This is a genomic window from Serratia sp. PL7 (genome assembly GCF_945957435.1).
The window spans coordinates 1-18,788 of sequence record NZ_CAMFLB010000044.1; the positions used below are offsets into that span (position 1 = coordinate 1).

General features: G+C 48.9%; 28 protein-coding genes. 17 read left to right on the top strand and 11 right to left on the bottom strand.

Annotated elements, in window-relative coordinates; all coding sequences use genetic code 11:
• Positions 1-517 precede the first annotated feature (517 nt).
• Entirely contained in the window at positions 518-613 is a 96-nt protein-coding gene (gene dqlB, locus N6G83_RS54880) for a DinQ-like type I toxin DqlB (RefSeq protein ID WP_024562317.1), read from the top strand.
• Between the two features lie 46 nt (positions 614-659).
• Here dqlB and N6G83_RS51830 read toward each other — a convergent pair whose 3' ends face one another.
• The 3 genes from N6G83_RS51830 to N6G83_RS51840 are packed head-to-tail and all read right to left on the bottom strand — an operon-like array spanning position 660 to position 1,924.
• Positions 660-1,190, bottom strand: coding sequence for a hypothetical protein (locus tag N6G83_RS51830; protein ID WP_024562318.1), 531 nt, complete (start codon positions 1,188-1,190; stop codon positions 660-662).
• 3 nt (positions 1,191-1,193) lie between these two features.
• On the bottom strand, positions 1,194-1,451 hold the full coding sequence (locus N6G83_RS51835) for a hypothetical protein (RefSeq protein WP_032493190.1): 258 nt from the start codon (positions 1,449-1,451) through the stop codon (positions 1,194-1,196).
• Between the two features lie 50 nt (positions 1,452-1,501).
• The gene (locus tag N6G83_RS51840) at positions 1,502-1,924 is read right to left on the bottom strand and encodes an antirestriction protein (RefSeq protein WP_032493167.1); all 423 of its coding nucleotides are present in this window, start codon (positions 1,922-1,924) and stop codon (positions 1,502-1,504) included.
• A 179-nt stretch (positions 1,925-2,103) separates the two neighbouring features.
• Between N6G83_RS51840 and N6G83_RS51845 the strand changes: the two genes are divergently transcribed.
• The gene (locus tag N6G83_RS51845; RefSeq protein WP_032493169.1) at positions 2,104-2,889 is read left to right on the top strand and encodes a SprT family zinc-dependent metalloprotease; all 786 of its coding nucleotides are present in this window, start codon (positions 2,104-2,106) and stop codon (positions 2,887-2,889) included.
• A 73-nt stretch (positions 2,890-2,962) separates the two neighbouring features.
• Here the strand turns inward: N6G83_RS51845 and N6G83_RS51850 are convergent, their stop codons facing one another.
• The 3 genes from N6G83_RS51850 to N6G83_RS51860 form a co-directional block, all read right to left on the bottom strand.
• The gene (locus tag N6G83_RS51850) at positions 2,963-3,469 is read right to left on the bottom strand and encodes a single-stranded DNA-binding protein (protein WP_032493170.1); all 507 of its coding nucleotides are present in this window, start codon (positions 3,467-3,469) and stop codon (positions 2,963-2,965) included.
• A gap of 107 nt (positions 3,470-3,576) precedes the next feature.
• Entirely contained in the window at positions 3,577-3,915 is a 339-nt protein-coding gene (locus N6G83_RS51855; RefSeq protein ID WP_040115096.1) for a TrfB-related DNA-binding protein, read from the bottom strand.
• A 570-nt stretch (positions 3,916-4,485) separates the two neighbouring features.
• Complete coding sequence (locus N6G83_RS51860) at positions 4,486-5,367, bottom strand: replication protein RepA (protein ID WP_040115094.1); 882 nt, start codon at positions 5,365-5,367, stop codon at positions 4,486-4,488.
• 186 nt (positions 5,368-5,553) lie between these two features.
• On the opposite strand from N6G83_RS51860, the gene N6G83_RS51865 reads away from it, so the two are divergent.
• The 4 genes from N6G83_RS51865 (at position 5,554) to N6G83_RS51880 (ending at position 7,663) form a co-directional block, all read left to right on the top strand.
• Positions 5,554-6,183 carry a hypothetical protein gene (locus tag N6G83_RS51865; protein WP_064754415.1) on the top strand — a complete coding sequence of 210 codons (630 nt, stop codon included), beginning with the start codon at positions 5,554-5,556 and terminating at the stop codon, positions 6,181-6,183.
• Positions 6,184-6,269: 86 nt separating this feature from the next.
• A complete protein-coding gene (locus tag N6G83_RS51870) occupies positions 6,270-6,464 on the top strand; it encodes a hypothetical protein (protein ID WP_050136673.1) in 195 nt (64 codons plus the stop codon).
• A gap of 71 nt (positions 6,465-6,535) precedes the next feature.
• On the top strand, positions 6,536-6,868 hold the full coding sequence (locus N6G83_RS51875; RefSeq protein WP_045723726.1) for a hypothetical protein: 333 nt from the start codon (positions 6,536-6,538) through the stop codon (positions 6,866-6,868).
• A 186-nt stretch (positions 6,869-7,054) separates the two neighbouring features.
• The gene (locus tag N6G83_RS51880) at positions 7,055-7,663 is read left to right on the top strand and encodes a recombinase family protein (RefSeq protein ID WP_000275218.1); all 609 of its coding nucleotides are present in this window, start codon (positions 7,055-7,057) and stop codon (positions 7,661-7,663) included.
• On the opposite strand, the gene N6G83_RS51885 is transcribed toward N6G83_RS51880, so the two are convergent.
• The 5 genes from N6G83_RS51885 to N6G83_RS51905 all read right to left on the bottom strand — a co-directional run bounded on the left by N6G83_RS51885 (position 7,660) and on the right by N6G83_RS51905 (position 9,448).
• Positions 7,660-7,845, bottom strand: a complete 186-nt coding sequence (locus tag N6G83_RS51885) for a ribbon-helix-helix domain-containing protein (RefSeq protein WP_024562121.1) — start codon at positions 7,843-7,845, stop codon at positions 7,660-7,662. The genes N6G83_RS51880 and N6G83_RS51885 overlap by 4 nt on opposite strands.
• A gap of 284 nt (positions 7,846-8,129) precedes the next feature.
• Positions 8,130-8,438: a hypothetical protein gene (locus N6G83_RS51890; RefSeq protein ID WP_000733764.1), complete on the bottom strand. Its 309-nt coding sequence runs from the start codon at positions 8,436-8,438 to the stop codon at positions 8,130-8,132.
• Positions 8,439-8,441: 3 nt separating this feature from the next.
• Positions 8,442-8,780 (bottom strand): hypothetical protein, encoded by a 339-nt coding sequence (locus N6G83_RS51895; protein ID WP_032493175.1) that lies wholly within the window; start codon positions 8,778-8,780, stop codon positions 8,442-8,444.
• Entirely contained in the window at positions 8,777-9,127 is a 351-nt protein-coding gene (locus N6G83_RS51900; protein ID WP_024562120.1) for a hypothetical protein, read from the bottom strand. Before N6G83_RS51900 ends, N6G83_RS51895 begins: the two co-directional genes overlap by 4 nt.
• Before the next feature lie 3 nt (positions 9,128-9,130).
• Entirely contained in the window at positions 9,131-9,448 is a 318-nt protein-coding gene (locus tag N6G83_RS51905; protein ID WP_000960955.1) for an H-NS family nucleoid-associated regulatory protein, read from the bottom strand.
• A gap of 99 nt (positions 9,449-9,547) precedes the next feature.
• Here N6G83_RS51905 and N6G83_RS51910 point away from each other — a divergent pair, with 99 nt between their 5' ends.
• The 11 genes from N6G83_RS51910 (at position 9,548) to virB10 (ending at position 18,772) form a co-directional block, all read left to right on the top strand.
• The gene (locus N6G83_RS51910) at positions 9,548-10,330 is read left to right on the top strand and encodes a lytic transglycosylase domain-containing protein (protein WP_024562119.1); all 783 of its coding nucleotides are present in this window, start codon (positions 9,548-9,550) and stop codon (positions 10,328-10,330) included.
• 201 nt (positions 10,331-10,531) lie between these two features.
• Positions 10,532-10,873 carry a TrbC/VirB2 family protein gene (locus tag N6G83_RS51915; protein ID WP_001121032.1) on the top strand — a complete coding sequence of 114 codons (342 nt, stop codon included), beginning with the start codon at positions 10,532-10,534 and terminating at the stop codon, positions 10,871-10,873.
• A 39-nt stretch (positions 10,874-10,912) separates the two neighbouring features.
• Entirely contained in the window at positions 10,913-11,230 is a 318-nt protein-coding gene (locus N6G83_RS51920) for a type IV secretion system protein VirB3 (protein ID WP_000462629.1), read from the top strand.
• The gene (locus N6G83_RS51925) at positions 11,231-13,804 is read left to right on the top strand and encodes a VirB4 family type IV secretion/conjugal transfer ATPase (RefSeq protein WP_032493176.1); all 2,574 of its coding nucleotides are present in this window, start codon (positions 11,231-11,233) and stop codon (positions 13,802-13,804) included.
• 15 nt (positions 13,805-13,819) lie between these two features.
• A complete protein-coding gene (locus N6G83_RS51930; RefSeq protein WP_014014949.1) occupies positions 13,820-14,521 on the top strand; it encodes a type IV secretion system protein in 702 nt (233 codons plus the stop codon).
• A 9-nt stretch (positions 14,522-14,530) separates the two neighbouring features.
• Positions 14,531-14,773, top strand: coding sequence for an EexN family lipoprotein (locus N6G83_RS51935; RefSeq protein WP_000858958.1), 243 nt, complete (start codon positions 14,531-14,533; stop codon positions 14,771-14,773).
• A 16-nt stretch (positions 14,774-14,789) separates the two neighbouring features.
• Entirely contained in the window at positions 14,790-15,827 is a 1,038-nt protein-coding gene (locus tag N6G83_RS51940; protein WP_014014948.1) for a type IV secretion system protein, read from the top strand.
• Positions 15,828-15,903: 76 nt separating this feature from the next.
• Positions 15,904-16,035 carry a hypothetical protein gene (locus N6G83_RS55015; protein WP_032493177.1) on the top strand — a complete coding sequence of 44 codons (132 nt, stop codon included), beginning with the start codon at positions 15,904-15,906 and terminating at the stop codon, positions 16,033-16,035.
• 10 nt (positions 16,036-16,045) lie between these two features.
• Complete coding sequence (locus N6G83_RS51945) at positions 16,046-16,741, top strand: type IV secretion system protein (RefSeq protein ID WP_001208352.1); 696 nt, start codon at positions 16,046-16,048, stop codon at positions 16,739-16,741.
• Positions 16,742-16,751: 10 nt separating this feature from the next.
• The gene (locus N6G83_RS51950) at positions 16,752-17,639 is read left to right on the top strand and encodes a TrbG/VirB9 family P-type conjugative transfer protein (RefSeq protein WP_000758230.1); all 888 of its coding nucleotides are present in this window, start codon (positions 16,752-16,754) and stop codon (positions 17,637-17,639) included.
• Positions 17,639-18,772: a type IV secretion system protein VirB10 gene (gene virB10 / locus N6G83_RS51955; RefSeq protein ID WP_000101920.1), complete on the top strand. Its 1,134-nt coding sequence runs from the start codon at positions 17,639-17,641 to the stop codon at positions 18,770-18,772. The genes N6G83_RS51950 and virB10 overlap by 1 nt, the downstream gene beginning before the upstream one ends.
• The last annotated feature ends 16 nt before the right edge of the window (positions 18,773-18,788 follow it).

Sequence of the window (18,788 nt, forward strand, 5' to 3'; positions counted from 1 at the left end):
GTTTCGGGTTTTACGTTATTTCAGTGAGTTAGCGACAGCGGGCAGGGAAAACAGGCATTCAGTATTTTTGATGCGTCAGCGATGGAAGCCCGAAGGGGCGAGACAGCAAGGCTGGCTCGATGCGCAGCACAACGTAGCGGCCCGGAGGGCGACGCCCAGCGTGGAAAGGTAAACGACAGGCACAAAAAAACCCGACTGGTGAGATCGGGCTTTAATGTTTTGCCCCAGACTGAGGCGGGAACGACCAAACAATTGACAACGAAATATTACGTCATGGGTAGCGTAAATGCAAACGACGCGGAATAGGGTATACTGCGCGGGTCAATCTGTTAACGTCCTCGCTCCAGCTCCCCGCTTATGCGGCATGAACGGATTAAAGTCCTGGTTGAAAAACAGGTGGTGCTGTTTCAATGCCCAGGCTGGAGCGGGAACGACCAAACAATTGACGTTGGGTAGTCGCTGTGACAGGCAATGTAAGGGCAATCAGCGACGTTCCGGCTCTGTATGGAGCAAACGGATGATTAACGTGTTAATCGTCGTTCTGCGGGCGGTAGTCGCGGTGTCAAACGCTGTGATTGCAATCCTGGAACTGATCCGCGAATTTGTCGATTGATGAGCGCGGAAACGTAGCTAAAGGCGGGGGGACCACTCCCCGCCTTTTAACATGGCATAGCTACCCAGCATTTCGCGCCGTCATAATCGTTACCGCCTTCAGCAATAAAAACATGACCGTCAGTGTCGATCGCTATCGCGCCGGGGCGCTCACACCCGGCATCACGCAGGCAATTTTTCCAGCCATAGGCTTTCCCTTCCCATATCAGTACCACGCCGCCATCATGCCCCGGCCACGCTTCACGGTAAGCAGCTGCTTCAGCAAGAAACCGTAAGCGGGCGAAAAAGCCGGATTGCTTCAGCTCCTTTGCGTCGGCCAGTTGTGGGAATTTTGCCCTGGTAAAACTGCCCGCGTCCGGCGCGGCCACCACGATTTCATCATCAATGACGTTGCGCCGGATCTCTTTGCCATCCTCGATAACCTTTTTGCGGAACGAGTGCCGGAACACGGCAGAGTAAGCCCCGGATTCATTCACGAAAACGCACGTATCCCAGCGGTGATTGCCCTTACTACGAAACGCCCGGTAAACCTCGCGGCCATACTTGGCCGCATCCTCTTTTTTGAAGTCGAAAGCCATATGTCAGTCCTTTTTCTCAAATACCTGTATGTATTGCCCGCAGCTGGCGCAGCAGTATTCACCCAGCCAGCGGCCATCCTCATTCCAGTCATTACTCCCGCAGCGGCAGCGCACAACGCGGCGCTTGCCTTCCGGCACCAGGAGAGGGGGAAAGATCGTTTCCTGAATGTCCGGCCAGAACCGCACGGATGCCACCCGGACCGCCTTTGTCTGGCCCGAATAGTCGAGATACCGAAACCAGACTTCATCTGTCGTAACCATCAGCATTTCTTCCTGAACGAGTAAGGCGGGCAAATGCCCGCCGCTCCTGGTTAATCTATTGCCCGAAAAATACGGCTCTGTGACTCTGGCGGGAGCGTTTCGGTAAAGTCCCGCAGCGTGTGATAGCGCTCGGCCATCGTCTCATTCACACGCTGCCAGCCACGCTCAAACGCCACGCAGCAAAAGTGGCTGTAGGCATACAGCGCAACGATAATCCCGGCTTCTTTGGCACTAACTGGTTCATCAAAATAGTTAGGGAGCGTGAGCTGGTAGCCATCCGGCGCGATGAACGCACACGCGCCGTTTTCATATGTGATGTACTCCCAGCAGCCGCCATCATAGCCAACAGCGTATTTTTTCATGAAGCTGCAAACGTAGTTTTCTGCCTGAAGATAAAACTCTGCGAACGCGTAAGGAAGGAAACGCATTTTCTGAGCGGGGCCGTAGATTTTTGCAGTGACGATATTAGACATAGTGTTTACTCCGTGGTTGCCGCTTTGGGCTGTGTTACCGGGGGCGGTATTGCCTCCTGATGAAACAAGTATCGTTCTTTTTGCTCACAAAGTCAATATTAGTAAACACATATTTTGTTAGACTTTACTCACAAGGAGTCGTATATTTTCTGTATTGCGCAATACAGAAGGAAAGCAACATGACATTGCCAACACCCGAAACCTACGAAGAACTCCAGCACGCCTATGATTTTTTTGATGAACGGCTTTTTAATAACGAGCTGCCGCCATGCCTGATCACTCTGCAACGTGAAAAGCGCACTTACGGCTATTGTTCGTTTCAGCGCTTCGCTGGCCGTGAGAGCGGGCAAATGGTCGATGAAATAGCCATGAACCCGGTGTACTTCTCCATACGCACCATCAAGGCGACGTTATCCACTCTGGTGCATGAAATGGTTCACCAGTGGCAGTTTCATTTCGGCAAGGCCGGAAGACGTGGCTATCACAATAAAGAATGGGCCGCGTTGATGGAAAGAGTCGGTTTAATGCCCTCCGATACAGGACAAGCAGGGGGAAAGAAGGTAGGGCAAAGCATGACCCACTACATCATTACCGGCGGTCCGTTTGACCAGGCGTGTGATGAACTGTTGACGCGTAATTTCCAGCTGTCCTGGATGGACCGATTTCCTCCGTATCAGCCAAAACCCGGAGCGCCGCAATCACCCAGCGGAAAGGGCTACATCGATGATGAAGATGATGGGGAGTATCAGCCGGACGATGATTACACCGACGAACCCGGCGAACTGGACGATGAGATCATCGAGGCAATGAGGTTTGTTTCGCCGCCGCCAGAAACCCCGGTAAACAAGTCCAACCGCGCAAAATACACCTGCCCGGTGTGTCATGTGAATCTGTGGGGTAAGCCGGGTCTGGTCGTGTTCTGCGGCGGGGAGCATTGCGAGAAGGCCGAACTTCAGCCCTCATAAGAAAAGCCCCTGACGGGGCTTTATTTTCATTACAGCGCGTGAATCGCATGGTTAGGGAAGGGAAGTGTGATCTTCAAAATGGAATATCATCTTCAAAGTCCGGCATCGCGCCCTGTTGTGGTTGCTGCCCTTGCGCCCCCGGTGCAGCAGCTGGCGCACCACCACCGCTAAACTGTGGTTGTTGTGGCTGTCCCCAACCACCGCCCTGACCAGCGGGAGCGCCGCCGCCCTGGCGACCACCCAGCATCTGCATAACGCCGTTCATGCTAACCACAATTTCCGTTGAGTAGCGATCTTGCTGGTCCTTATCCTGCCATTTACGGGTGCGCAACTGGCCTTCAATGTACACCTGCGAACCTTTGCGGAGGTATTCGCCTGCAATCTCGGCCAGCTTGCCGAAGATAACTACCGTATGCCATTCCGTGACTTCTTTCTGCTCGCCAGTGGCCTTATCTCGCCATGATTCAGATGTGGCAAGGCGCAGGTTAGCGACCGCGCCGCCATTAGGCATATAGCGCATTTCGGGGTCCTGGCCTAAATTGCCAACGAGAATTACTTTGTTAACACCGCGTGAAGCCATAATTTATCCTCCTGATAATGGGAAGCTGTGGGCTTCCCGGAGAAATAATTATCGCAATTTGAAGGGTTGTAGTCAATCTAAGTAAACTAAATATTTACTATTATTTCTTATTCGGGTTGTTCAGCTTTGTTCTGGTTGATGGCGTATTTTTCGGCTTCCTTCAGCACCTTCAGGGCCATTGCTTCAGGGAGCCACACATCCACTTTACGAAGTTTCTCACCGCCTGCCTCTATGGTGACGGACTGATACAGATCCCAAATACGTTTCACGGTGGAACCTACGTTTTGCTTTGTCCGTCCGACACGTTCAGCCACGTCTTTATTGCTTTCTCCATTAACCAGCACTGAGTGACCGATCTCGGTAGAAAGATGGGTAAACGTCTGCATTGCGGGCAAGAGTAAATCCCATTCTTCTTGCGTCATGCTGCGGGTCTGTTTGCGGGCCATTGTCATTCCTGGTTGATAACGATTAGCCCATGATATAGCGGCCATCGCTAACGGTCAATGTTAGTAAATAATGATTTTACTCTATTGAACTAATAAAACGAAGGGGGGAGGCCGTCGCGGCAGCAACTGGCCTCCGGGTGAATCAGCGAAGGAAATGCTGATAGTTCTGGATTATAGCGAAAGTAATAGCTTTTGAAAGAGCGCCCGCAACGCTCGCCGCAAGACCTGATTAGGGAGCCGCAACGCGGCGAGTCTGTCAGGTCGAGGAAGCGTAATATCCACCGCCGTTACAGTCACGCTCTGACACTCGTTTTCCACATATTGCACCGGGTAATTATAGGATCTGTTATAGGTAGAAATTAAAGGAAAAACATAAAGGATCACCTTACAGGTTTAGGGGGGGGGCAATATAACGTGGGTTAGGGGGGGTAATTTAACGCAGCTGAGGGGGGCGATTTAACGCAGTAGGGGGGGTGATTTAACGCAGTTGAGGGGGGGCGATTTAACGTGGATAACTTGCTGAATAAACAGGGTTATCCACAAAAACAAAAGGCCCGCACGGGGCCTTTTTCACGATTTGTACGGAATAGGGGGAGGAGAACAATACAGCAATAAGCCGCCTTTAACCTGCTCAACCTTCGCCGCCGGGTATACTGAAAGCACCTGTTTCAGCGCTGGCATGAATGCCCGTTTAAAATCCTTGTCGGCATTCTTCCCGCTGTATTCCTGGGCGAACTGCTCTCGTAGCTTCATCCAGTACAAAATAACCGGACGGCCCTCAATGCGGTGGAGACGGTGAGCAAGCCACGCGTATATATCAAGTGCCAGTGCAGAGCCTTTCAGCACATGTAACGCTCTGTTGTCGAGCGGAACGGCGCTGTCTATCAGGCCGTTATAATAGCCTTCGGACAGGGTGAGTGTTCCCGGCCATAGCGTGAGCTGCTTCGCGTCACCATCTTTGATCCAGGCATCAAACTGTTCGACGGGCTGGCCGTTATAGGTCCGGCCCTTAAAGCCCAGCTGCAAACGACACGCGGCCAGTGCCTGCATTTGTGTACGCAGCGTTTTATGACGGGTTCCCTGTGAGTCCATCCCCATAAGGTGAAGAAACTCATTAGCGCTATGGCCGATGGAAATTTCCCTTGTTTTGTTGCGCAGTGCATACGATGAAATCCAGGCGAACGTGAGTCGCGGCATAGCCCCATAAGGTAGCGGCTGCTCTACCGGGCCATTACCTTCATCCAGCCATCCGGCCTGGACAACAAGCCAGGCATCACCAGAGCGGCGCATAAACTCGCGCCCGGCCACTTTAGAACGAGGCAAACCGACCTGGCACAGAATGGAGTGAGTGAACGCCATATCATCACCCTGCGGCGGTTCCTGCCGGATTAGAGCCGCTGTATCGATGGCTTTCTGCTGCCTTTTGGTTAGCTGTTTGCTGTCCTCTGCCATTGTCATTTTCCGCAGTCATGTAACAGTGAGGGAACACTATCATGCAGTATTAGTAATTACCAGTAAAAAAAAAGGTGACTATGGTTTACTTTGTAATTTCTTGCATGTAGGGTTAATTTAGCTTGACCGCTTAAATATCATCTAATAATTTATAATCTAAATATTTAGATGAATAGGGTTGAGGCTATGCCAACTAAGCACATTGATACAACATCATGGAACACTGTCGAAAGTGTTACGGTTAGAGCTATTGAACTTAACGGAAAATTGGTGAAAGAAACTGATGTCATTCGCTTATTGATCGAGAGAGGCGCTAAAACGCTTACGGATGATGATTTGCGGAACATTAATGGATTTAAGCCTAACTATGGGGTTATGAGCTGGAGCAAGGACGGCACTATTACTGATTTTGGAACCATTGAACCAGAAGAATACGCGGCTTATCTGGCAGCAAATCAGCCCGTAATGACGTGCGTATATGGCAATACGGCGACGGGTAAAACTAATTTCAAAGATAGCCTTTTAAGGTGCATCTCGGATGATATGGCCGAAAACTTTTTAGTTGAAGATGAAGATAATGGTCGGATCAGTGAAGATACTAGATTGCATCTATTTAAGTCTTTTTTTGACGAGGGCAGGAACGTTGTCTTTGTAGAACATGCCCATAACTGTAGCTGTATGATCACTCGATTCGTGAATGCAATGGCTAGCAGCAAAGTTAACTTTATCTTTATCGGCGAAGTAGGACCGGCCCGGAAAGCAAAAATGATCACGGCGGTAGGTAAGGGCGGGTATACATGGGAGACTTCCGTATAACAGACGAATAATAATCAGTACAGCGTCGGTAATCGTGATGGTCACGATATGTAAAATATAGTGATTGGTATAGAGGTAGATGGCATATGAGACAACAAGAACCCTTTAGTGACACAGGCACAACCTGGCTTTTTGATTACAAACATTATGCAGTGATAGAAAAGCGCATAGATGGCACTGATATAGTGCATGTTCGACCTCATGGCAGAAAAAGTTTATGCATGGGGAAAATCATTGCTGATTTGCTCTCCGATACCCACGCCAATAACAAACGTGACTAATTGAGCAATCACAGCCTTTCTATAGTTGATTATTGGCTGTACGGTAGTGTTAATTTCAACAGGAGGAAGCTATGACAGAACGCCAGCAGAATAGAAATATTTGTGTTGTGGGGAAGGCCAAAGACGGAATGACCATCGATACCTCAAAAATCAAAATTGAGGATGTGTCAGAAAGAGTTATCAGTATTGATGATAGTTTTAATATCGAAGATGCCACTTTGCTTCTGCGTACATCAATGAGAAATGCTCCAACACGGATTTATCTACCATCAGTTTTAAAAGGCGCATGTCCAGCATTTGAAGCATGGGCAGATAAACGCTCGGTTGGTGAAAAACTACCGCGTGGAAAGTATTTCAAATCGCGTGAATTTATCCGTCAGTTCAAGATCCAAAACTACATCTGATTTTCTATCGTGACTGTCACGCATAGCTGGTAGCTGGTAGCTGGTAGCTGGTAGATAGCAACTATCAGCTATGTCTTATGAGTATACCCTTCTGTCACCCTCTGAATCCTTCCCCTCGCGCCTTAATGGCATAACTCTAATGACATAGGTTATAGTGACATAACCCTAATGACATAAGAGGCGGTCATGTACATATTTGGATACCTCCGGGCTTCTGCGCACGATCAGGATGCGTCACGCGCCCAGCAGAGGCTTAAAGCCTTTGCGCTTGAGCATAATCACCGGGTAGCCGGATGGTACGTTGAGAATGCGTCTGGCGCGTCCCTGCAACGCCCTGAGCTTATGCGCCTGCTAAGTGATGCTGAGAAGGGCGATCTTATCCTGATTGAGCAGGTAGACCGCCTTTCACGCCTGGATGATGAAGGCTGGCAGCAGCTGAAGCGAATGATGCAGGAAAAGAACCTGGCGATTATCAGTCTGGACCTGCCAACCAGCTACGCGGCGTTAATGCCCCACGGTAGCGATGAATTTACACGGAGTATGCTGACGGCCATCAATAGCATGATGCTTGATATGCTCGCGGCCATCGCCCGAAAAGACTATACAGATCGCCGCCGTCGCCAGCAGGAAGGCGTAAAGAAAGCCAAACAGAAGGGGGTTTATCGTGGCCGGATGCCCGACCAGAATAAGCATGACCTGATCCGTTCTTTGCGGCACCAGGGGAAATCTATCAGCGAGACGGCCAGACTCGCTGGCGTATCGGAACGGACGGTTACGCGGGTGAGCAAAAGTTAATTCTGGCTATCGACCTTTTTACCAGGAACGCCGTGTTTGACCAGCAAATCCTCTATAGCTTCATCGAGCAGGCGGCTTTTAGGTATCCGCGTTTTGGCCGCTAGCGCGTCAAACAATGGGACAAGTTGATTATCAAGGGACGAGGTGAAGCGTCGGCGATTTTTTAAATAGGGTTCGGCCATTACATCCGTTTCCACACAGTTACAGGTGCAAGCAGTGTATGTGGCTGTCAGATAGATTAAAGTGGTTGCAGATAGTGCCTATATAGTGCAAATATTCACCCTGAATACAGCACCAGGGCACTTACAAAAATAAAATATGCACGATTCAAGCTCATTTAAGTCGCCTTCATGGCGACTTTTTTATGCTCTTTAACAATATGATTATTGTGATAAACATGGATTGTGCAGCTCAATATCCATGTCTGGAGGAAGCGCTTCCGGGGCAAGCCCGGAAGCCTTGCTTATTAGCGGTGGGAGTAAAGACGCCAGGCTACACTGCCGGAACTGCCATCACAGATACGGCCAGCGAACACCGATCCCTGAGAGTATTTGACGCCGTTCAGGTAGCAGTAGCTGCTGTTCTGCGTTTGTTCTGAGCGAAAAGCTGACTCCTGCTGACTCAAGCGATGCTCGGCAGACTGGAGGCGAACGGAAAGCGCGTTGATTTGCTTCTGCTGATCGCTGATTCGATTTGAGAGTGCTACCGCGTCGTTCTGAGTGGCGCACCCGGAGAGCAGGGCGGCGGCAATGATAGCTGGGATTAGTTTCTTCATGTGTTACTCCTGAAATGAACGTCCGTATCGCTGAATAATCAGCTCCAGTGTGTTTTTGTTTTCTGAAATAGTGGTCATAGGGCAAGTGCTTAGAAATACTTTACGAGCAGCAGCAGTCGCGTCGGGGTTGTAGTAGGGGGTGTAAATTCGTATCTCAAAGAAGCTCTGGCGGCCCATTACACAGTCAGGGCCTGATGTTGCCTCGTTACCTTGTAACTTTCCGGCCATACAGGTGAACGCGAGACACGGATCACCCTTAGTATTTCCCTCCGCAAAGGCGCTGGCGCTACTGAAGATGCAGTACATCAATAATATTTTTGCAACGGTTCTTAGCTTACTCATACGTTCCCTCTTATCCATTTGATACAGCTTGTTGAAATCACATTGATAACCAACAGCAATCCCATTAGGAACAACAGGTTATAAAACTCTGGCGCTCCCAAACGGCCCATAAACCACTCGACAAGAAACAGCACGATTGATAGTGTGGCGATCAACTTCAATAGCTTTCTTGACGCAGCGCTTACAAAAAACAAACAAATACAGCAACATGACTTAGAGTAGGTAAAGAGGTTGTTTTTGAGGGACAGGGCAGTCTTTTTGAACCACAGCAGTACCCCCCTTTTAGGCATTTTGTCTTTTTGGTTTCTTTCGCCTTTCAGCCTCTTAAACTCAATTACATTGCCCATCGTTCACTCCCTTTCTCGAATCTTCAGATCGTCCAAATCCACACCTTTTTCCAGCAGCTCAACTAACCATTTAGGACGACGGCCAACGCCAGTCCACGTATTAGCCGGGTTAGCCGGGTCACGGTATCGAGGGGATTTGGTATCCCGATCCACCACTGCACCAGGCAGCTTCATTTCATCCAGAAGATACCCATCACTCAATCGTTCCTGTAACCAGACAGGGCGCTTTCCGTACCCGCTCCAGGTGTTAAATGGATTCTCCGGGTCACGGTATACAGGCGTCCCTTTTGGTCGCTTCTCCGACTGCAAAGGAACAAGCATAGGTTTCTTCCCTTTAACGTCTTTTTCTCTTGACACGATTCTATTGGCCCTTATGATAAATAAAAGTCGTCAAAATTACAATTACACGGACATACAAAAATGAAAAAATCATGGTGCTTGATAGCGGTATGTATCTCCGGCCTTTCTTTTCAGGGGGGCGCTCACGCGGCTTCTGCCTCGGATACGATCGCCAGCCTTGCTGCCCGATGCGCACCAGACGTTTCACCGCTGACAATGGCCTATATCGTCGGCCATGAATCCGGGAACAACCCGTATTTTATTAACGTTAACCGTGGCGCAAACCTGAAACGCCAACCGCAAACCGAAGCTGAAGCGGTAGAAGTTGCCAACCGGCTAATCAAAAACCTCAAGAAAGATGAAAGCATCGATATGGGGCTTGCGATGATTAATTCTAACAATTTGAGTTCGTTAGGTATCACGGTTGAGCAGGTATTTAAACCCTGCATCAATCTCCGCGCCAGTCAGACCATTTTAAAAGACTGTTATAGTACGGCCCTGAAATCCAACCCGCCCGGCCAGATAGCATTAAGACACGCGCTGTCCTGCTACAACACCGGGTCGCAAGTGCGGGGGATTTCAAACGGGTATGTCACGAAAGTAATTAACGTGGCTAAACAGTCTGATTTAAAGATCCCTACGTTGCTACCTGATGGGCAGAACGAGGAAGCGGAGAGCCAGCCTGTGAGTGCGAAGGGCGCAACCTTTGAGGGTGAGCACGATGCGTTTACGGGTGAAAGTGATAGTGGTGGTGATGTGTTTTCGCAGGATAACACTGACGCGTTTCTGACCAAAGCAGAGCAAAAAGGGAGTGAGGTTATGAATGACAAAAATCTATCTCCTGTTGCAGTCTCAAATAATTGATTTATGCGAAGCCGGAAAAATACAGGAGGTTGTAATTGAAAGGATTTCACTAAAGCAGTGGTATCCCATATTTGACGTAAAGGATGAAAATTTGGGTGAGGTTCGTTGCTCCATTCGGTTGAATAAAGATCACGAACTTCGCACATGGGCAGACCTGAGACTCCTGACGGAGTTTCTTCTGGATAAGTGCAATGTCGGCGAGTGCCGATTGATATTGAAATCAACAAAGGAAAGGTAGAGGTATATATGGTTACTTTTTTCAAAAATAACGGGTTTGCGCTGCTGGTTGCGCTGTTATGTATCGCAGCGCCAGAACTGGCCCTCGCAGCTGGCGGGGCAGACACCGGGGCCAGTACAGGTAACAACATCAAGTCATGGCTGGATACCTGGATTCCTATCGCCTGTACTATCGGCGTGATCGTGTCGTTCCTCGTTTGGCTGTTCCATCTTATTTCCGCTGGTTTTATGTTCCGTCTCGCAATCGCAATGGTTGGCATTGGCTCCGCATCATATCTGGTATCCCTGACTGGTATCGGCAGCTGATTAATGGGGGGGAGTACATCCCCCATTAAGTGAGGTTTTATGTTTGAAAATGGACAACGGCCATTATTTAAAGGTGCAACACGCGTCCCCCGGCTTGCTGGCGTTCCGCGTACTGTGGCGCTGGTTATCTTCATGATCTCGGCCACGCTGTTTATGACGTTACATTTATGGTCACTCCTTGTATTTGCGGTTCTGTGGTCAATTGCAGCAGCGCTAACTAAATACGACGACCGTATGTTTCGCATCCTTTCATTATGGCTACAGACTAAGTTTCGTAATGCACACGACACGCCATTTAAACAATGGAGTGGTTCAAGTTATTCCCCTGTGGATTACAAGAAAAAGGAGCTGAAATAAATGGTGGCATTGCTTAAACCTAAAACGTTCAGAGACGAGCCGAGCGTTAATGAAAAGTATTTGCAGCATAGCCAGCACCTTGATGATTATATTATCTCGATGCGTAATGGCGATCTGCTTGCATTCTTTAAAGTCGATGGCCGGACACATGACTGTGCCTCTGACCGTGAGCTGATTACATGGAACGATGATCTTAATACGTTGATTAAATCCTTCGGGACTGACCACGTAGAGGTCTGGTCACACGAGTATCATCACCAGTCTAAAGAGTATCCTGACTCTGAGTTTACTCAATTCTTCCCACGCTACCTGGATGAATACAACCGCCGCCTGCAAACGGGGTCTAACCAGATGGTTAATGACCTGTACCTGACGGTGCTTTATCGCCAGATAGGCGATAAGACGCAGAAGTTCCTGGCTAAGTTTGAGCGACCGTCAGCTGACGAGTTGGCTCAAATGCAGGCTGAAGCCTTCACCGGAATGGAAGAAGTCTGTGAGCAGATCATGGAGGGGATGAAGGGCTATGGCATCAAGCGCCTGGGTATTTATTACCGGGATAAAAACGGTGAGGAAATAGCGCTAACTGACGCTGAAGAAAAACAGTCGCTGCTTGAAGTAGACGAAGCAGATATTTTCGACGAACCGGTAATGCTCAACGTCGCTGATACCGTCCCGCCGACTGCTCACGCTTATTCTAAAGCGCTGGAGTTTCTTTATTTTCTGGTAAATCTGGAATGGTCCATTGTTCCTGTTTGCCGTGACCGTATCGGTTCTTACATCATGGAAAACCGTGTTGTCAGTTCTGTATGGGGGGATATTGTTCAGGTCAGAACGCTGGACAGCAATTTTTATACTACAGCTATCGAAATCCGTGATTACGAAAAAAACACGGAACCGGGTCAGTTTAATTTGCTGAAAGAAGCTGATTTTGAATATCTGCTGACTCAAACATTTTCTTGCATATCCGAGGCTTCAGCTAAAACGCTTCTGGAGCGCCAGGAGAAGTCCATGATGGAAACTGGCGACAGAAGCCAGTCCCAGCTTGAACAGTTGAATACAGCGCTGGATATGCTGCTTTCTAAAGAAATTGTGATGGGCTATCACCATGCCACTATTCACGTTTTCGATACCGATCAGCGAGCAGTGCAGCGCAAGGCCCGTAAAGCTAAAGTCATGCTAAGTCAGTGTGGCTTCGTGGGGGGCGGCGTAGGGCTGGCCTCTGAAGCGGCTTACTTTGCGAAGATTCCGGGTAATCAGAAATGGGCGCCACGCCCGACGCCGATTAACTCATGGAATTTCTTCCATTTCTCCCCGTACCATAATTTTATGCGCGGCAAACCGGACAATAATCCGTGGGGTCCGGCTGTGACGATGTTCCGCACCGCGAACGGTACACCGCTGTATTTTAACTTCCACGTCACCCCACTGGAAGAACGCTCAATCGGAAAGCGCCCGCTGGGGCATATGTTGCTTACAGGTACGTCTGGTGAAGGTAAAACTACGCTGCTGGATTTCCTGTTATGCCAGTGCATGAAGTTTAATCCGCGTATGTTCTGCTATGACCGTGACCGGGGAATGGAGCCGTTTATTCGCAGTGTCGGCGGCTACTATAAAGTTTTACAGCAGGGCGTAAAAACTAACTTCTCACCGCTCAAACAGAAAGGCACACCGCGTAATATTGCGACCACTAAAAATATTATGCGTGTCTGTGCTGAAATTACAAATAACGGCCCATTAGATAAAGATATGGGGATGGAACTCAATAAGGCTGTGGATGCTGTCATGGGCGAACACTCTTTAATCCCTGTTGAGGCCAGAGATATTACCCGACTGAAAGGGTACATCACGCACCCATATCTCAAAGACCTGATTAATGACTGGACGAATGACGGCCAATACGGCTGGCTTTTTGATAATGGTGAAGATGCGTTAGATCTCGATGCTCATGATATTTTCGGCTTCGACCTGACGGAGTTTATTGCTGCGGAAGGTGAGATTCCCAGCCCGGCCAGAACGCCATTGTTAATGTACTTGCTTTATCGTATTCGTAATTCAATTGACGGAAAGCGCCGTGTTATTCAGTGTTTCGATGAATTTCATGCTTATCTTGACGATCCTGTTTTAAAGCTGGAAATAAAGCGTGGCATTAAAACAGACCGTAAGAAAGATGCGATTTATTTGTTTTCCACGCAAGAGCCAAATGACGCGCTCGCAAGCAGCATTGGTAAAACGGTGATGTCGCAAACGCCATCAAAAATCTGCCTGCGCGATCCTGATGCCAGCCGTAAGGACTACTCCTTCCTGACCGATGCGGAGTTTGAAGTAATGTCCAAAATCCCTGAGCACTCGCGCCAGTTTTTGGTTAAGCAAGGGTCACAGTCAGCGCTCGCTACATTCAACCTGAATATCAACGGTAGTAATACGCCTGAACGGGATGAAATCGAGAAGAACAACATTATCAGCATCCTTTCCGGTGAGCCGCAAAATGCCGAGTTGGCCGAGGAATTGATAGGTAAATATGGTCCAGAACCCGAAAACTGGATCGAAGAATATTGGCGTCTTTGCCGTCATTAATTAGAGGATGATGTTATGAAAGCGAAGTTAATTGCTATTGCACTGGCTGGGCTGTTAGGTGCGGGAACCATTGGTACGGCTTCTGCTATAGAGGGTACTGGTGTTGTGGTCTACGATCCGACTGGCGTGGCTAAAATGCTTGACCAAATAGAACAGTTAAAGCAACAACTGGCAACCCAAGAGGCGACTTATAAAAGTCTGACAAAAACTACTGATATTGGGAATTTGTTGGGTTCGTCTACAAGTGCCCTCGCTAAAAATCTTCCTGACGACTGGAAGAAAGTTTATAGCGATGCCATGAACTCATCATCGTCCGTAACTGGTGATGTTCAAAGTATGGTTGGTGACTTTAATTCGGAAGTTGATGATATGAATCCTTCTGATGCAATTAAAGCTCTAAATAAAAAGTTGGCCGAGAAAGGAGCATATGACCGTGTTATAGCTGAAAAGGCATATAACAATCAGATGCAGGAATTAAGTGATATGCAAGCACTAACCGAGCAGATTTCCACAACTAAAGATGTAAAGGAAGTTGCTGATCTTCAGGCTCGCATTCAAACCGCGCAAGGCGCAATTCAGGGCGAGCAAGCGAAACTGAAGCTCATGAGTATGCTTCAGGAATCACAAGATAAGTTGTATGAAGCTCAAAGAGAACGCGCCGTAGGTAATTTTATTTATGGTTCTGATGGTGGTCATAACCCCGCTCCGTTGAAATAAGGTGATTATATGAAAACGACTTTAAAAGTAGCTTTAGTTTTTATCGGTGTTTCCGCTCTCGCTGGTTGTAAGCCTGAGCATGACAAAGATTGGTATAAGTCGCATGAGACAGAGCGAAAACAAATGCTTGTTGAATGCAAAAAGAACGCTGAATCCTTGCAGGATGCTGATTGTAAAAATGCAAGAGACGCAGAGACTGAACTTTTTGTTCATGGGAAAGATAACTCTCATAGCGTGCCGAAGTTAAACTAAATTTCAGGGTGTAGTTATGGCATTTAATACTGTTCAGCAGATATTTGACATAATTGATGATCTGATAAATATGATGGTTGATACCAACGTAACAACCATCATTGCAACCGTCACACCAACGGTTGCAATATTTTTGACCATCAAGTTTATGGCTCAAGGTGCATATTCCGCTCTTAGCCCCGGAGGGGGCGGGGAGGCGCTTGGGGATTTAATTACACAATATATGAAAGCGGCTGTTGTTTTGAGTTTTGCAACGGCTGGCGGGTTATATCAAACCGACCTTGTGCATTTGGCTTTAACCCTGCCTGATAATTTTGCTTCAATATTGGTGACTCAAAATAAAACCTCAAGCACAGGGATGGCAGCCATTATTGATACTGGGGTAGACCAGTCTATAACGGCAATACAAACAGCGTTCGAAGGGGCTGGCATTAGCGCTAACGGCATAATGAGCGCAGTAATCGGACTCATTCTAATAGCAGCGACCGTAGTTCTTTGTGGGTTGGGTTCTGCCTTTATAATTATGGCTAAAGTGCTACTGGCTATAAGCCTGTGTTTAGGTCCAATAGCTATATTCTGTCTCCTGTGGAATCCAACAAAAGGCATATTTGCTAAGTGGATGGGGACCGTTATTAATTACAGCTTGGTCATAGTTCTTTTGGCTCTCGTATTTGGGTTGTTAATGAGCCTCTTTACAAAAATGATTTCCGGTCTTAACGGCAGCGAAGGCTTTGATGCCTTATCAACGGCTATTGGACTGGTCATTCTCACCATTGTTTCCGTCTATGTGTTGTTCCAGGTTCCAGCGGTAGCGTCGAATTTCGGTAGCGGTGTTTCTGCTGATATAGCTTCTGCGGCCCGCCATGCGGGCCACTCGATGAATACGATGGGTAATGTTGCCTCTAATGGGATTTTTGGTGGAGCGAAGCCTTCAGCAAGACCTTCAGCAGCTGGCGGCGGCGGTGGACAAAGCGCCAGCAGTAGCGGCAATGCAGGGGCTGGCGGTTCAGGTCTGACAGGAAAGGCGCGTGGTAGCCGGGGAAAAGCAGCATAAATAAACAAAAGTCGTTGAAATTGCAATTTCACGGATATAAGATAATAGAACGCAATGGACAAATGAGGTCGAAACTATGCGCGCAATCGTACTTTTAGGGGTGTTGTTGTTAGGGGCATGTTCCAGCAGTTTCAAGCCACCGCCGGAGCCGGACTGGAGCCACACCGTGCCAGTCAATAAAACGCTTCCAGTAGATACACAGGGATAAGGTGGTTGTTATGAGAGAGAAAAAGAAAGGGCTGACCAAAGAGGCCATCAAAGAGTTCAACGAAAGCCGTAAAGGGCTGGAAGTGGACGTTATGAACGAAGTGTTATCTTCACGCCGCACGGCGTGGATAGTCGCCGCGGTCGCATCCGTTGTAGCGGTTGTGGCAATCGGTAATGCTACCTTTGTGAATTACCGCTACAGCCAGCCAATACCGCCGTTCCTGTTGACGCTGAACCCCAGCAATCACGAGGTATCACAGGTTAAGCTGACGCGTGACGATGCCACCTATGGCGACGAAATTGATAAGTATTTCCTGACTCAATACGTTATCCACCGAGAATCCTACGATTTTTATTCCCTGCAAGTGGACTATGACGCCGTAGGTTTAATGTCCACGCCGAACGTGGCGGAAGCCTACCTTTCCCGGTTCAAGGGTAAGCAAGGGATTGATAAGGTCCTGGGTGACAGCGAGACAACGCGAGTAAGCATCAACTCAACCATTCTCGATAGAGAGCATGGCGTGGCGACCATTCGCTTTACGACCGTTCGCCGCTCTCGTAGCAATAACTTTGACGATCCACCGAAGCGCTGGATTGCCATCCTGGGCTACGAGTACAAATCGCTGGCTATGAACGCCTCGCAGCGCTACATCAACCCGCTCGGCTTCCGCGTCACCAGTTACCGCGTTAACCCTGAGTCGAACTGAGGACTGTACTATGAAAAAAGTAGTCTTATCCGCAGTGATCGCAATGGCGCTGGCCGGGACCACATTCAACGCAGCGGCGCTTCAAGCGCCGAAAAGTTCACCGTATGACTTCCGTATCAAAACGGTAGTTTATAACCCGGTCGATGTGGTGCGAATTGATGCGGTAGCGGGCCTGTTTACGCATATCGTCGTTTCCCCGGATGAAAGCTATATCACTCACGCTTTCGGTGATTCTGCTGGCTGGATTTTCTCACACAAACTTAATCACTATTTCGTGAAACCTAAGACCGAAATGAGTGATACCAACCTGACCATCGTTACTGATAAACGGTCTTATAACATCGTGCTTCACTATATCGGTGAGACGACAACAAAGAACGCTGACGGCACAGAAACAAAATCGTTTATCAAAACGCCGTGGTCAATGAAACAGGCCACGCTTCAGCTGACCTATGAATACCCGTTTGACGAGCAGAAAAAAGCCTCCAGCGTGGCTGAGAAAAAGCGCCTGACGGAGAAGCTACGGGAGTCTGCTTTCGCTGGTCCTAAAAACTACCAGTATGAAATGAGCGACGAGCCGGAAATGGCAGATATTCAGCCGATCCATGTTTGGGATAACTACCGTTTCACGCGCTTTGAGTTCCCGGAAAACGCCGACTTACCGCAGGTTTATTACATATCGTCCAGCGGCAAAGAGACGCTCCCTAACTGTCGCCCGGTTGGTGAACATAACAACATTCTGGAATGCCAGAACGTAGCGAAAGAATGGCGTGTAAGGCTTGGCTGGACAAAGGTTGTTGGTATTAAAAATATCAACTACGTGCCTTCAGCTGGCGCAATTTCCACTGGCACAGCCTCCCCGGATGTAAGAAGGGTGCAAAAAGGAGGGGATAACTAATGGCCCGTAAAGTCGATATTGATAGCGAGCTGGATAACAACAACAGCTTCAACGATGAACGCGGGGGAATGCCCGCACAGAAACGCCGCACCGCACCAGGGCTAAAAGCCTTTATTGCTATCCTGGCTATCATCGCCATGTGCTTCGTTGGCGTCACTATTTACACGCACACACGCAAAGCGCCGGACACGGCCAAAGCTGACAGCGGTAATAAAAATGATGGGGTTAGCAGTCTGCCTAACTATCAGTTCAACACTAACCCGAACGTTGGCGGGGCAGCGGCCCCTGACGCTAATCAGAAGGCGATGCAGGATAAAGCCAGAGCGGAATATGAAGCCAGTCATAGCAACACGGGCCGGGCCAGCAACGGGAAGAAGCAGCTGACACCGGAAGAAGTCGCCATGCAGCGCCGTCTTGATGGCGATCTTTCCGGCGAGCAGGGCGGTAGCCAGACTCCGGCCAAAAAAGAGCAGCAAAGCGACGAAGGCAGCGAAGGCAGCAGCGCGTTAGCAAAAGAGCTTACACCTGCCCGCCTGAAAGGCAGCAGAGCGGGCGTAATGCAAAATATGAGCATGACCATTGCTAAAGGGACGATGATACCGTGTGGCACGTCTACGGAGCTGGATACGACCGTTCCCGGCATGGTGTCCTGCCGGGTGACGCGTGATGTGTATTCCCTCGATGGGTTGGTGAAGCTGATCGACAAAGGCGCATTTGTTACGGGCCAGATGAACGGTGGCCTCAAAAATGGTCAGGCTCGCGTCTTTGTGCTGTGGGAGCGAGTGGTAAACCCGGATGGCACATTCGTTAATCTGGATAGCGCCGGGACCAACTCTCTCGGTAGTTCCGGTGTTCCCGGACAGGTTGACTCCCACTTTTGGGATCGCTTCGAAGGGGCCGTGTTCATTTCCGTCCTGTCTGACGCGCTTCAGGCTGGCGTGGCCGCAGCTCAAAACGGCAATAATATCCAGTTTAGTAATACGCAAAACAACTCGCAGGAACTGGCCTCTGAAGCACTGAGAGCCACGATTAACATCCCGCCAACACTCTACGACCAGCAGGGCGACGCAATCAGTATCTACGTCGTTCGTGACCTCGATTTCAGTGATATTTACTCACTGGCAGACAACTAATCAACGTGGGCCGGAA